This window comes from uncultured Fibrobacter sp., from assembly GCF_937877005.1.
In the GTDB taxonomy this organism is placed as follows: domain Bacteria; phylum Fibrobacterota; class Fibrobacteria; order Fibrobacterales; family Fibrobacteraceae; genus Fibrobacter.
This window is the reverse complement of record NZ_CALEFV010000262.1, coordinates 1-12,547: the sequence shown is the minus strand read 5'-3', so window position 1 is coordinate 12,547 and position 12,547 is coordinate 1. Positions and strand designations below refer to the sequence as shown.

16 protein-coding genes are annotated in these 12,547 nt (G+C 51.2%); 8 read left to right on the top strand and 8 right to left on the bottom strand.

Going from position 1 to position 12,547, the window contains the following annotated elements:
* Together Q0628_RS11745 and Q0628_RS11740 are read left to right on the top strand one after the other, a co-directional pair.
* Positions 1-520: type II toxin-antitoxin system VapC family toxin (locus Q0628_RS11745; RefSeq protein WP_298771225.1), on the top strand; the 520-nt coding region annotated here is incomplete at its 5' end.
* Positions 510-743 carry a hypothetical protein gene (locus Q0628_RS11740; RefSeq protein WP_298771224.1) on the top strand — a complete coding sequence of 78 codons (234 nt, stop codon included), beginning with the start codon at positions 510-512 and terminating at the stop codon, positions 741-743. The genes Q0628_RS11745 and Q0628_RS11740, both read left to right, overlap by 11 nt.
* A 500-nt stretch (positions 744-1,243) precedes the next feature.
* On the opposite strand, the gene larE is transcribed toward Q0628_RS11740, so the two are convergent.
* The 8 genes from larE to Q0628_RS11700 all read right to left on the bottom strand — a co-directional run bounded on the left by larE (position 1,244) and on the right by Q0628_RS11700 (position 7,221).
* Entirely contained in the window at positions 1,244-2,053 is an 810-nt protein-coding gene (gene larE / locus Q0628_RS11735; RefSeq protein WP_298771223.1) for an ATP-dependent sacrificial sulfur transferase LarE, read from the bottom strand.
* A 39-nt stretch (positions 2,054-2,092) separates the two neighbouring features.
* Positions 2,093-3,415, bottom strand: a complete 1,323-nt coding sequence (larC, locus tag Q0628_RS11730; RefSeq protein ID WP_298771222.1) for a nickel pincer cofactor biosynthesis protein LarC — start codon at positions 3,413-3,415, stop codon at positions 2,093-2,095.
* Between the two features lie 51 nt (positions 3,416-3,466).
* Positions 3,467-4,195: a nickel pincer cofactor biosynthesis protein LarB gene (gene larB / locus Q0628_RS11725; RefSeq protein ID WP_298771221.1), complete on the bottom strand. Its 729-nt coding sequence runs from the start codon at positions 4,193-4,195 to the stop codon at positions 3,467-3,469.
* A 54-nt stretch (positions 4,196-4,249) separates the two neighbouring features.
* A complete protein-coding gene (gene tatC, locus Q0628_RS11720) occupies positions 4,250-5,191 on the bottom strand; it encodes a twin-arginine translocase subunit TatC (RefSeq protein WP_298771220.1) in 942 nt (313 codons plus the stop codon).
* Positions 5,191-5,394, bottom strand: coding sequence for a twin-arginine translocase TatA/TatE family subunit (gene tatA / locus Q0628_RS11715; RefSeq protein WP_073054810.1), 204 nt, complete (start codon positions 5,392-5,394; stop codon positions 5,191-5,193). Before tatA ends, tatC begins: the two co-directional genes overlap by 1 nt.
* Before the next feature lie 81 nt (positions 5,395-5,475).
* On the bottom strand, positions 5,476-6,480 hold the full coding sequence (locus Q0628_RS11710; protein ID WP_290728792.1) for a DUF362 domain-containing protein: 1,005 nt from the start codon (positions 6,478-6,480) through the stop codon (positions 5,476-5,478).
* 12 nt (positions 6,481-6,492) lie between these two features.
* The gene (locus Q0628_RS11705) at positions 6,493-6,804 is read right to left on the bottom strand and encodes a hypothetical protein (RefSeq protein WP_298771219.1); all 312 of its coding nucleotides are present in this window, start codon (positions 6,802-6,804) and stop codon (positions 6,493-6,495) included.
* Positions 6,805-6,813: 9 nt separating this feature from the next.
* The gene (locus Q0628_RS11700; protein ID WP_298771218.1) at positions 6,814-7,221 is read right to left on the bottom strand and encodes a hypothetical protein; all 408 of its coding nucleotides are present in this window, start codon (positions 7,219-7,221) and stop codon (positions 6,814-6,816) included.
* Positions 7,222-7,368: 147 nt separating this feature from the next.
* On the opposite strand from Q0628_RS11700, the gene Q0628_RS11695 reads away from it, so the two are divergent.
* From Q0628_RS11695 to Q0628_RS11670, 6 genes are all read left to right on the top strand, one after another.
* On the top strand, positions 7,369-7,815 hold the full coding sequence (locus Q0628_RS11695) for a MerR family transcriptional regulator (protein WP_298771217.1): 447 nt from the start codon (positions 7,369-7,371) through the stop codon (positions 7,813-7,815).
* A 42-nt stretch (positions 7,816-7,857) separates the two neighbouring features.
* Positions 7,858-8,439: a flavodoxin family protein gene (locus Q0628_RS11690; protein WP_072980848.1), complete on the top strand. Its 582-nt coding sequence runs from the start codon at positions 7,858-7,860 to the stop codon at positions 8,437-8,439.
* A 1-nt stretch (position 8,440) separates the two neighbouring features.
* Positions 8,441-9,541, top strand: a complete 1,101-nt coding sequence (locus Q0628_RS11685) for an MBL fold metallo-hydrolase (protein ID WP_298771213.1) — start codon at positions 8,441-8,443, stop codon at positions 9,539-9,541.
* Positions 9,542-9,602: 61 nt separating this feature from the next.
* The gene (gene bioA / locus Q0628_RS11680; RefSeq protein WP_298771212.1) at positions 9,603-10,913 is read left to right on the top strand and encodes an adenosylmethionine--8-amino-7-oxononanoate transaminase; all 1,311 of its coding nucleotides are present in this window, start codon (positions 9,603-9,605) and stop codon (positions 10,911-10,913) included.
* 1 nt (position 10,914) lies between these two features.
* Positions 10,915-11,670: a 6-carboxyhexanoate--CoA ligase gene (locus Q0628_RS11675; RefSeq protein WP_298771226.1), complete on the top strand. Its 756-nt coding sequence runs from the start codon at positions 10,915-10,917 to the stop codon at positions 11,668-11,670.
* A 492-nt stretch (positions 11,671-12,162) separates the two neighbouring features.
* Positions 12,163-12,547 (top strand): hypothetical protein (locus tag Q0628_RS11670; protein ID WP_298771210.1); only part of this gene is annotated, 385 nt, incomplete at its 3' end.

Below are 12,547 nucleotides of genomic sequence, written 5' to 3'. Positions count from 1 at the left end.
ATATGAAATGGGGTGTTTGCTTTTTTGTGCAAAGAAAGGTATATTTTGGAAGAGGATTTCGATGGAACGCTTGAAGATTTATTTGGACAACTGTTGCTATAATCGTCCTTACGACGACCAGTCTCAACTAAAGGTCAGTTTAGAGGCGCAGGCTAAATTGGAAATCCAACAGCAGATTCGTAATGGGGTGTTCGATTTGGTCACGTCGTATATTCTCGTTGCCGAAAATGCAGCCAACCGATTTGAGTCGAAAAGGAACGATATCCAGGATTTTATAGATACTTACACGCATACGTATGTGAGTGAAAATGTTGATGGACAAGTAAAGTCTCTCGCAAAGGAAATTACGGCGACTGGCGTTAAATTGATGGATGCGTGTCATGTGGCAAGTTCAATTATAGCAGAATGTGATTATTTTTTGACGACCGACAAGCGCTTACTTAAATATCAAACCGATAAAATCAAAATCCTTAATCCCATGACTTTCATTCTTGAAGTGGAGGAAAACCATGAGCCCTAGTTCTGTCGAGGTCATTGAAAAAGGAATGCGTTGCCTAAGTGAAAACATGGGTGCAATGGAGGCTGAACTCTTTATAGCAACCCTGTTGCGAGAGCGCTTTGATTATACAAAGTGGCGTTCTTCTTTGGTGGACAGCGTCAAGACATTTGATGATTTGGACAAATTTGTCCAGTCTTCCCGTGGCGTGACGAAATTTTCGGGAAATCCGAAAGTAGTCTTGTAAGAGATTTCTTTGTTAATGCCGGTTTCGTTCTGTCCGTTGCGTCAAGGACTCTGAGTAACCCGCTGACGGATAATCATCCCACACTACACACTTCACACCCGCTTCTGCGTTAGGGGGCGTCGCACCGCCACGCGGTGGCGAGACTTGCGATAGATCCTTCGACTTCGCCCTGACGGGCTTCGCTCAGGATGACACATCGCAAGGCTCGATGAGCCGAGCGAGCTCGGCGAGCAGCACCCGCCCCGGCCCGGGCAGGGGAACGACTAATAGTGGGCTAAACTTGCTGTTTTTTGCAAACTTTAGCCCGATAATATGCTATTTGTGGGCTAAAAGTTGGATTTTGTGTTGACTTTAGCCCGACAATAATGTGCTGAATCTTGAAGGGCTCATGTTTTCTAGGCTTCAGGAACTTTTGAATTTTAAACTCAAAAAGGGAAAAATTGAACAGGTCAAGGTTGCTCTTGGAATAGATAAAATCGCGACGGAATAAACGCCTAAAATTACTTCGTGGCTAAAGTCTCGTTCAGGCTGCCGCTGCGGTAGCCCTGCAGGTCTAGCGAGATGTAGGTAAATCCGATTTTCTTGAAGGCTGCGAGAATCTGGTCGCGCTTTTCTAGGACTTTGTTGAAATCTTCGGGCAACACCTCGATGCGGGCGAGGTTGCCGTGCAGGCGCACGCGGAACTGCTTGAAGCCCAGTTCAAAAAGCAATTGTTCCGCATTTGATACCATGGAAAGTTTTTCCCGGGAAATGGGTTCTCCGTAAGGGATGCGGCTTGCGAGGCATGCGAAGGAGGGCTTGTCCCACGTGGGTAAATCCAGTTGGTGCGAAAGTTCGCGGATGTCCGCTTTTGTGAGTCCGCATTCCAGGAGGGGGCTCCTGATGCCTAGTTCCTGGAGGGCGCGCATTCCCGGGCGGTAGTCGTGAATGTCGTCGGCATTGCTGCCTTCGCAGACGGTTGAAAATCCTGCGGCTTTTGCGCGTTCTGCAATTTTTGAAAACAGGTTGTGCTTGCAGAAGTAGCAACGTTCCCTGGAGTTTTCGGCAAAGCCTTCTACCTGCATTTCGTCGATTTCTATCAGCTGTTGCGGGATTCCGTGCAACTTGCAGAACTCTCGGGAAAATGCGATTTCGCGCTCGGGGACCATTCCCGCCTGGACGGTGTAGGCGACCATGTTGCTGCCCAGTGCGTCGTGGGCGACTTTTGCAAGGAACGTGGAATCTACGCCGGCAGAAAATGCGATGGCGACGCGGTCCATTTCGCGCAAGAGGTTTTTCAGTTTTTCAAACTTTTGGTTCAAGCTTTCCATATAAAGTAAAATACAAAATTGCGGCTTGACAATTCACTTTTAGTGCAGTTTCTTCTCGACTGCTTTCTGGATTTCGCGGATGGGAACGCCCGCCTTGTCGGCACATGCTTTCAGGTCGTCAAATTCGGGTTTGACTTTCTCGATGTCGCCTAGGACGGACTTCTTGACGCGAACCTTGCCGAATTCCGTTTTGACTTCGAAGGTGTTGCGGGCCATGCAGGTGCGTTCTACGGGGAAACGGCGCACGCCGACGGTCGATGTATGTAAGAAAATGGCTTTCTCTACGGCGGCCAAGTGCTCGCTGTCGGCGAGGGCGCACAGGAGAGTGCCCATGCGGTTCTTTTTCATGTAGCAGGGGATAAAATGGACATCGCGGGTACCCGCCTCGAAGAGTTTTTCCATGGCGTAGCCCAATTCTTCGGGGGTGGAATCGTCGATGTTCGCTTCAATCTGGAAAACATTGCAATCTACGGGGGTGCAGCCTGTGGCACTGGATGTTGCGTCGACGCATTTGTCTCCTGCGGAGTCCTCGATGATTTGCGCCCGCAAGAAGTTCGCACGCCCGAAATCGCGCTTGCCGAGACCCACGCCCGATTTTAAAATTTTGTAGTTTGGGGGGAGGCGTTCGCTTGTCCGGAGGGCCGCCACGATGCCCGCTCCCGTTGGGGTGACCATTTCGCCTTTTGTTTCGGTGATGTGAAGCGCGATGCCCGCTGCTTCTGCAATGTGCGCTACCGCCGGAACGGGAATTGGCAACTGGCCATGTTGCGTTTCCACAAAGCCAGAGCCTTCGTTGAGCCCTGTAACGATGCAGTTCTCTATACCAAGGTCATCGGCAAGGACGGCGACCGCCAAGATGTCGACGATGGAATCGACGGCACCCACTTCGTGGAAATGGACTTCTTCTACGGGCACGCCGTGAGCCTTTGCCTCGGCTTCGGCGATGATACGGAAAATCTTTTTTGCGGTTTCAAGGGCGCGGGGCGTGACAGCCCCTGCATTTGCGGCGCGGTCCAGAATCTCGTAAACTTCGGACAAGTGCCGATGTTCGTGATGATGCAAGGTCGCTGAGCTTGTCGAAGCGCCGTGACAATGTTCGCCATGTTCGTGATGATGATGCTCTACATACCCTTCTTCGTGAGAATGCACGTGGTCCGCATCGTGACCGTGGACATGCACCGCAAAAGAAAGCCCCGCGATGCTGTAGCTGCTCGTGTGCTCCACATGAACGTGGACGCCTTCTAGGCCGAGCCCCGCAATCGCCGCGTCCAGTTTTTCGCGGGAAGCGCCGAGATTCAGGAGGGCAGCGACCGTCATGTCGCCGCTGATACCGCAAGATCCATCAAGGTAGAGATATTTCATAAAAGTGTGAAATGTGGAATGTGAAATGTGAAGTTATTCGTCTTGATTTAGTCAGTTTATTTGTAGCATGCGGAATGCGGCGATGGCGGCGCCAAAACCGTTGTCTATATTCACGACGGTCACGCCCTCGGCGCAGGTATTGAGCATGGTGAGTAGCGCGCTGATCCCGCCGAAGGATGCCCCGTACCCGACCGATGTGGGAACGGCAATGACGGGCGATTTCACGAGGCCCGCGATGACTCCCGGCAGGGCGCCTTCCATACCGGCGACGGCGATAACCACCGAAGCCTTGCGGATTTCCTCCACCTTCGAAAGCAGGCGGTGCAGCCCCGCAATCCCTACGTCGTATTGGCGCAAGACCTTCACGCCGTTAAATTCCAGCGTCTTGGCGGCTTCTTCGGCGATAGGCAGGTCCGCCGTTCCTGCGCAACAAACAGCCACCGGTCCGAGTTTTGCAACCGTTTGCGATGCCTTGCCGCCGGAACTTCCGCGTTTCTGCCTGGCAGGCGTTTCATCTGCCAACGAAATCGTCCGGGAAAGTTCGTCGTAGCAGATTTTCTCACCTGCATTTGCGATGAATTCCGCCTGTTCCTTGCTGCACTTTGTCCCGAGCACGCGGCAGCCTTTATCTCGGAACTTTCTAAGAATTTTCAGGAGCTGTTCCGATGTCTTGCCTGCGCAATAAACGGCCTCGCTAGTGCCGGTGCGCGATTCTCGACTCACGTCCAGCTTGGCAAAACCGAGGTCTTCAAAGGAATCTTTTGAGACAAACTTTTTCATACTTCTAATATATCACTTAGAGTTTACTCTAAGGCAAATAAATTTTTTTAAAAATCAATAAGGTTTCCACTTGTCGGCGTCTTTTTCGGCACCGACCTGGTACTTTGAAGAAGGTGCCGCGAAATCGATTTCATCTGTTGTGGGAGCGTCGGTTTCTGCGAGGTCTTTCGCGGATTCGTTCGTCGCAGCGGTCTGCGCAGTCTCGGATTCCGTCGCGGGTGCAGTCGAATCTCTCGGGGCGATGTTCGGGGCGTTTTCTGGGTGGACTTCTTTCAAGGCACGCCCCTTGTAATGCCTGGCCGCAAGGAGACCCGCTTCGAAGAGCAGGTACGTCGGGACTCCGAGCAACAATTGGCTAACAACATCGGGGGGCGTGAGGAGGGCCGCTAGCACAAGGATTGCCACCACCACGTAGGGGCGCTTGCTGCAGACGGTCTCGTAATTCACGATGCCCGCACGGATTAACGCGTAGGTCACCAGCGGGAACTGGAACATGCATCCGAAGGCAAGCGAAAGCCAGAGCGCGAGTGTTACCAGGTTAGAGACGCCGAATACGGGTTGCAATGTCGTGCTTGCAAAGCTCATGCCGAACTGCACAATCAGCGGGAAGCAGACGACAAGGCAGAAGGCGACGCCTGCGATAAAGAGTCCGCTGGTCATGGCCACGATGGAACGGATGAATCGTTTCTCGTTGTCGTATAGGGCGGGGAGCACGAACTGCCACATGTTCCAGGCGATGTAGGGCGAAAACAGCACGCAGTCCAGCAGTGCAGAAATCTTGAGCTGCAGCAGGAACACTTCCATCGGGGAAAAATAGTGGAGCGTGACTCCGCCCTGCAGGGCAATTTGCTTACAGAACCAGTCCAGAATGTAGGGCGAAACAAGGAACAGGGGCACTATGCCGATGGCAAGGGCTATAATAGAACGCAAAAGTGAGCGTCGGAGCGCTTCCAAATGCGAAATCAGCGTAGCCTCTTGATCCTGTTTGGAGGACATTAGCCTTTCTTTTCTTCTGCCTCGGCGGCTTTTTCCACCGTCTTCTGCAGGTCTTCGGCTTCTTCCTTCAGGGCGTCTTTCGCCTTCTTGTACTCGTTCTGGGCCTTACCCAGGGAACGTGCAAGTTCAGGAATGCGCTTTGCCCCGAACAAAAGGAGCACCACGACCACAATCAGGATTATTTCTGGAATTCCAAGGGACATATTTTACCTGCCTTTTCCTAGAAATATAACATAATCCGCGACGGTGACGAAAAATTGTCTACGGCGCCATCGCGAACTAGGCTACAGTTCGATAATCCTGTATTTACGGTTGCCCATCTTCAGCTTTTCCATGGCGGGGAGCTGGTGCAGGCCTTCGCGGGTCTCGATGCGTTCCTTGAGGTCGTGAAGTTCCTTGGGCGGGAGCTTGTAAACCATGTCAACGCTGGCCTGGTCCACCGCCACGATGTCTGTGGAAGCGAGAATGCCGATGTCGCGGCACTTGGGTTCCGCTGCAGAAAGGCCCGCGCAGTCGCAGTCCACGGACATGCGGCGCAACACGTTGATAAAGCAGATGTGGCCCTTGAAAAAGTCGCAGGTGGCCTTCGCGGAATCTGCCATGGTTTCCATAAACAGGGCTCCGCTGGTTTTCCAGCCTGCCGTGCCGCCCGGTTCCATCTTGGTGGGGCCGCCCTTCACGTATTCGTGAATCATCTTCTTGCCCAGGCGTCCGCCCGCGCAACCGATGGCGATGTTCTTCATGGAGCCGCCGAAACCGCCCATGGCGTGGCCCTTGAAGTGAGTCAGCACGATCATGGAATCGTAATTCTTGATGTGTGCGCCCATGGACATTTCCTTGAAAATGAGGCCGTCCTTTACGGGGAGCATCACTTCGCCGTCTTCGTCCATGATATCCACGTCGCAGAAGGTCCAGCCGTTCACCTTGAGGGTCTCGCGGTGCTGTTCGGTAGTGTAGCGGTCGCCTTCGTACCAGGTGTTGGTCTCCACAATCTTGGAATTAGGCACCTGCGCCTGGAATTCCTTGACCCATTCGCGGGGCAGGATATTGGGACCGTTCTTTTCGCCGGTGTGGAGCTTGATGGCAACACGACCGGTAATGCCCTCGTTGATTTTCTTGTACAACTTAATGAGGCCAGCGGCACTCAGGTCCTTGGTGAAATAGACGTTGGAAACGTCCTTTCCGGGTTCCTTCTGTTCCATGGATTTCCCTTTCGCGAAAGCGGGTGTGAATACGGCGGAAGCGAGTGCTGCCGCGCCTGCGGTTTTTAAAAAGTCTCTTCTGTCCATTTTATTCTCCTTCTACGAAGTCTTGACCGTGTTGCGCCATTTACCTTTCGGGTCTTTCCAAAGGACTGCGGCGAGCCAAATGACAAGTCCCAGGGCAACAGCAGAGAACCCGAGGAAGGTGTCGTTCAGCATGTCGGCTGCGGCGGGGGTGAAGTATTCGGCGCGAAGTTCGGCATATTCGAAAACGGCGTCGATGAACCACATGAGGGAGGCACCCCAGTAGAGGTAGCACAAGGTTGAAATATTCATTTCGTCCTTAGCTCCGGCCCTGTACCAGAATATGGTGGCGATGACGGCTGCAAATACGGTTATCAACAAAGTCATGGGAACCTCCTACTTGTCCTGGACCTTTACAGTGGCGGGTTCTGTCGAGACCATCCGGCTACGTACAAAATGCACCATTGCCCAGGAAAGCGTTACGAAGGCGGCCATAGATGTGCCGACCGTCGCCATTTCATGGTAAACTTCACTCATGGCCGCAGGGTCCGTGGCTGCCGTCAGGAACGGGTAGAAAGGCTGGATTTCGCCATGCCACAGGTGCTCAAAGGCGAGCAGGGCGGAGCCGCCCCACAGCAGGCGCGAAAGGGACTTGAGCTTTTTATAGAATGGTTGTGCATTGGGCGATGTCGCTTCTCGCAGGGCCTTGCCTTCGGCGATGGCTTTTTGACTACGGTGCTCCAAAACGATGTTTACGATAGTGACAATGGCAGCTTCTGCTGCTGGCACGACAAAACAGGCCATAGAATCTCCTTATGAAAATGTTCTATAAGAAATATAACACCTAGAGTTTACTCTAGGTGTTGAGTTTTTGTGAAAAAAGTTGAAAAATTTTATTTAGAGTTAACTCTAACTCTATCATTTGGGCGAAAATATTTATATTTTGTAAATATGAGTTACTCCATAGGTGATGTCGTCAAGAAGACAGGGCTTTCGGCCTATACCCTGCGTTACTATGAAAAAGAGGGCCTGCTTCCCTTTGTCAAGAAGAATGCCTCGGGCGTGCGGGCCTACAGCGACGAAGACCTTCGCTGGCTTACCATGATTGAATGCCTCAAGGATTCGGGATTACAAATCAAGGAAATCCGCCAGTACATCGAGTGGTTCAACGAGGGTGATTCTACGCTTCCTCAAAGGCTGTCCCTTTTTGAAAACCGCCGCAAGATTCTTGAAAAGGAAATGGCCCGCCTTACGGTGGTCATGAACAAGATTCTCTACAAGGAACTGCTGTATCGGGAAGCGGTTCGGGTGGGCAACCTGGATGTCGCCACCAACGAAAGGCGTTTCATGCATCTGAAGAAAAAGTTGTTTGAATCCCCGGACGATTTTGACAAGTAGATTTTTAATAAAGAAACATTTTTCATAACAAAGGAATTTATCATGAAGGTCGTTTTATTCAATGGTAGCCGTCGCGAAAAGGGCTGCACTTATACGGCGCTGAGCCTCGTGGCCGGCGAACTCAAGGCCGCGGGCATCGAGACGGAAATCTTCTTTGTGGGTGGTCGCGTGCTGAAGGGAGAAACCGACGCCGTGGTTCACGAAGCCAAGGAAATCCTTAAAACAGCCGATGCCGTCGTCTATGGTTCTCCGGTGTACTATGCATCCCCGAGTGGCGAGATGCTGATGTTCCTGGACAGACTTTATGGCATTGCCGAAGCGGAACTGCTCTTTAAGCCCGCCGCAACGGTAGCTTCTGCCCGCCGTGCAGGGACCAGCGCTACTCTTGATGCTCTGAACAAGTATCCGGCATTTGCACAGCAGCCCATGGTGGCATCGCGCTACTGGAACATGGTTCACGGTTCTAGCCCTGAAGATGTGCTGAAGGACGAGGAAGGCGTGCAGATTATGAAGGAACTGGGCCGCAACATGGCATGGATCCTGAAGAGCATCGAAGCGGGCAAGAAGGCGGGTGTAGAACAGCCCGTTGCCGAAAAGAAAATCTTCACGAACTTTATCCGCTAGAATGAGAACGATGCGCTTGCGTTTTGCAAAGAACAAGAAACTCATGATTACGGCGATTATCTTATCTGTACTTTTTATTTTGGGAGATGTGGGCGTGTTGTTCCTATCGCAGGCGAGCTTCGGCCATATTCCGCAAGGCAAACGCCTTGAACGCATTAAGCAGTCGCCGAATTACGATGGCAAGCAGTTCGTGAACGAGGTCGAGACCGTCACCATGACCGGCGACAGGGGCGTGTTTGCCGTGTGGAAGGATTTCCTGTTCGGTGACAAGAGTCAGACCGTTCCCGATACCGCATTGAACGTCATCAAGACGGACCTGAAGTCGCTACCGCAGGACCGCGATTGGATTGTGTGGTTCGGACATTCCTCGTACCTGCTTAATTTATCTGGAAAGAAAGTGCTGGTGGACCCGGTTTTCTACCAGGGCTCGCCGGTGAGTTTCGTGAACAAGATGTTCAAGGGAACGGACGTCTACAAGCCCGTCGACATGCCGGATATTGACTACTTGGTGATTACGCATGACCACTGGGATCACCTGGATTACCAGGTGGTTACGGAACTGGAACCCCGCGTAAAGCGCGTGGTGACTGGCCTCGGCGTGGGCGAGCATTTTGAATACTGGAAGTATCCCGTTGAAAAACTTACGGAACTTGACTGGTGGGAATCTGTTGACCTGGGCGAAGGCTTTAATGTGACGGCGACTCCGGCAAGGCATTTTTCGGGCCGTGATTTGCACCAGAATAAGACTCTGTGGGCGTCGTTCGCGTTCAAGTCTCCTAAGCGCACTATATGGATTGGCGGTGATTCGGGTTACGGTCCGCATTTCGAAAAAATCGGAAAGAAATTTACCGACATCGATTTGGCGATTCTTGAAAACGGGCAGTATAACAAGGACTGGTCGCTTATCCACACCATGCCGGAATACCTGGGCAAGGAAATGGTGGAACTGGGCGCGAACCGCTACATGACTGTTCACCATTCCAAGTTCTGCCTGAGCAAGCATTCGTACACGGAACCGCTGGAAAATGCGAAACGCGCCGCCCAGGAATCGGGCAAGCCCGTGCTTATGCCGCAAATGGGTGAAGTCGTGTATTTGGAGTAAACCGCATTACCTATGTTAGCGCGTCGATGGCGATATAGTATTTTTCTATATTTGGGCGCGGATGAAAAGACTTTTAGATTTTGATAGCGAGCATTTGTGGCATCCATATGCGGCGCTGAAAAATACTCCCGCAAGATTTCTCGCCAAAACAGCTCACGGAACAACGATAGAAACAGCAGACGGCTTGAAACTGATTGATGCCGTTTCGAGTTGGTGGTGTATGGCGCATGGGCATAACGCCCCTGAAATCGTTGAGGCGATTCAGAAGCAAAGCGAAAAGATGTGCCATGTGATGTTCGGCGGTTTTACGCATGAACCCGCGATTGAGTTGGGCGAAAAGTTGGTGAATTTTTTGCCCGAAGGCTTGAACAAGATTTTCTTTGCGGATTCGGGAAGCATTGCCGTGGAATGCAGCGCCAAGATGGCGGTGCAGTACCAGTATTCCCTCGGACATCCGGAGCGCTGCAAGTTGGTCGCCTTGAAGGGCGGTTACCATGGAGATACCGCAGGCGCGATGGCGCTTAGCGATCCGGATGGAATGCATACGCTTTTCCGCGGAATCATGCCGCATCATTATTTTGCGGAACGCCCGAACTGCCGCTTTGACGAGGCTTGGAACCAGGCGGATTTCGCTTCGATGGAGCGCGTTGTCGAGGAACACAAAGATGAAATCGCTGCCGTGATTTGCGAGCCCGTTTTCCAAGGTGGAAACGGCATGTGGCTTTACAATGCGGGTTACCTGAAGGCGCTTCGCAAACTTTGCGACCGTTACGGTATCTTGCTTATTTTGGACGAAATTGCTTCGGGCTTTTATCGCACGGGACCGCGCTTTGCAATGATGCATGCGGGGATAAAGCCGGACATCATGTGCATTGGCAAGGCGCTCACGGGCGGAAGCATTACGATGGCGGCCTGTGTTGCGTCCGAGAAGGTCGCCGAAACGATTACGAACAGCAAGATTCCTGCATTCATGCATGGTCCCACCTACATGGCGAACCCGCTCGCTTGTGCTGCAGGAATTGCTTCGCTTTCGCTGTTCGAAAGTCGCGATTATGCGGGGAAGGTTGCTCAGATTGAAAAACGCCTTAAGCAGAATCTGGAGCCGCTCCGTGCGCTTGAAAATGCGGCGGACGTGCGTGTTCTCGGTGCGATTGGCGTGCTGGAACTGAAAGCGAAACCTTCAGCGGATGATATCCTGCGCGTGATTCGCGAAACCGGCGTGTGGCTCAGACCTTTCTGCAATTACGTGTATACGATGCCTCCGTTCATTACGACTGATTCTGAAATTGATCGCATTTGCGAAGCCATCAAGATGATTGGCGAATGTGAACCCGCGCCTGTCGTAGAAGGCGAAGACGAATTTCATGAGTGATATGGATTATTACAGCTTGAAAATGCGTGCCTCGCAGCAAGTGGGCGAGGGCGAACAGAAACGCGAACAGCATATTTCCGGCGCAGAACGCATTGTAAATCGGGATTCTGTCGAAGCTGTGTGTACAGCGATGGTGCGCCGGGCCATGACGCATTCCAAGGGCGACCCGGATTTTATCAATGTGAAAATTGAGAAGGTTCACGAAAGCGATATCCAGATTTTAAAAGCCTTGCCGGTGACACGTGTAGACGTGGAAACATGGCAGGAAGGGCTGGAGAAGGCGTTTGGACTGATTGCTCCGCTGATGGGTTCTGGCAGTGGGCTTCGCGAAAAATTGCAAGAGCTCTTGCGCGAGACATTCCCGATGCGTGGTGCGATGCTGTACGATATCGCAACGGGCGAGCGCCTGGAACCGGACCACGAACGCGGCGTGCGCGCGACTTATATGGACGCGCTTCATTCAAGCGAAGTGGATGGCTGCAAGAATCACTTTAACGAAGCCATCGTGCTGGCAACCAAGGTGGCGAATGCCCCCGGAATGGTTGCGGAATTTTGCGTGAGCGATGACCCGAATTACGTGACGGGCTATGTCGCGAGCAAGGAACTCGGCTATGTACGCATCATGAAGATGAAGGAAATGGGCGACGAAAACGGAGGCCGCATTTTCTTGTTTGATTCGCGCAAGGCATCTGCCGAAGAATGTATTGAGTACTTGCAGAAAAAGAAAGTGCTCGTAGAAATAGCTGACAGAACTTAGATTGTCATCCTGAGTCCTTCGACATGCTCAGGATAAACTCCGTCGAAGGATCTCCCTTAAAAGAACACCCCCGTGCAATTAAAATGCGCGGGGAGATTTTTTCATTTGTCATGTCTGCGAAGGCGAGGAATTGTTATCACTTAATTAACACACATCTACTTTATATCAATATGAAGATGCTATACATGGCTGTTTAGGCAATCAGACAGGGTGCTTGTGTAAACAATTTTGCCATTGAAATTGCGGAAATAAACAATGAAGTAAAACATCTTCAAACAAAAACACATTTTCCGGTCCAGTTTTCATAGGAAGCCACACATTTCCCTACCCAATTTTTATAAAAATCGCACATTTTTACAAAAAACTATTTACTGAGTGTTTTTGTGGTAAGATGGGCATTTAGTGGTTCTATAAATTTTAGGGCATAGCTTTTAGGAAAACAGTTTTTCTCACTTGAACCATCCAACTTATTCGAATGATTATATTTGCCATATGATGAAGTTCCTTTTCCTGCTTCTTGCGCTATTCTTCGCGGCTTGTTCCGAGTATCCGGATATGGAACCGGATATTTTGGCTCAGCACATCTATTCGCAGAATCCGATTGAACTTGGTAGCTCGAATAAGGAATATGTGGCGATGTTGGCAAAGTCATTTGGAATGAGCGAGGACGCGATCATTGCCGTCCAAAAGCATATCCTGTCAAAAAAGACGACCGACAAAATGAAGTCCGATTATGAGAAAGCTATTTATGAAAAGGCCGTCAAGCTTGAGCAACAGAACGGAGAGTCTGCACGAAAGGATTTTGTTAAAAATCACCCGATAATACCTGAAATCAAGGAAAATTTTTATCGAAAAAACCGAAGAAAAATGATTATCA

Bases quoted from the DNA above. Each gene is read 5' to 3' on its own strand.
- Q0628_RS11695 (WP_298771217.1), top strand. From the start codon at position 7,369: ATGAGTTACTCCATAGGTGATGTCGTCAAGAAGACAGGGCTTTCGGCC.
- Q0628_RS11690 (WP_072980848.1), top strand. From the start codon at position 7,858: ATGAAGGTCGTTTTATTCAATGGTAGCCGTCGCGAAAAGGGCTGCACT.
- tatC (WP_298771220.1), bottom strand. From the start codon at position 5,191: ATGTCCTCCAAACAGGATCAAGAGGCTACGCTGATTTCGCATTTGGAA.
- bioA (WP_298771212.1), top strand. From the start codon at position 9,603: ATGAAAAGACTTTTAGATTTTGATAGCGAGCATTTGTGGCATCCATAT.
- larB (WP_298771221.1), bottom strand. From the start codon at position 4,195: ATGAAAAAGTTTGTCTCAAAAGATTCCTTTGAAGACCTCGGTTTTGCC.
- larE (WP_298771223.1), bottom strand. From the start codon at position 2,053: ATGGAAAGCTTGAACCAAAAGTTTGAAAAACTGAAAAACCTCTTGCGC.
- Q0628_RS11705 (WP_298771219.1), bottom strand. From the start codon at position 6,804: ATGACTTTGTTGATAACCGTATTTGCAGCCGTCATCGCCACCATATTC.
- Q0628_RS11710 (WP_290728792.1), bottom strand. From the start codon at position 6,480: ATGGACAGAAGAGACTTTTTAAAAACCGCAGGCGCGGCAGCACTCGCT.
- tatA (WP_073054810.1), bottom strand. From the start codon at position 5,394: ATGTCCCTTGGAATTCCAGAAATAATCCTGATTGTGGTCGTGGTGCTC.
- larC (WP_298771222.1), bottom strand. From the start codon at position 3,415: ATGAAATATCTCTACCTTGATGGATCTTGCGGTATCAGCGGCGACATG.
- Q0628_RS11685 (WP_298771213.1), top strand. From the start codon at position 8,441: ATGAGAACGATGCGCTTGCGTTTTGCAAAGAACAAGAAACTCATGATT.
- Q0628_RS11675 (WP_298771226.1), top strand. From the start codon at position 10,915: ATGGATTATTACAGCTTGAAAATGCGTGCCTCGCAGCAAGTGGGCGAG.
- Q0628_RS11740 (WP_298771224.1), top strand. From the start codon at position 510: ATGAGCCCTAGTTCTGTCGAGGTCATTGAAAAAGGAATGCGTTGCCTA.
- Q0628_RS11700 (WP_298771218.1), bottom strand. From the start codon at position 7,221: ATGGCCTGTTTTGTCGTGCCAGCAGCAGAAGCTGCCATTGTCACTATC.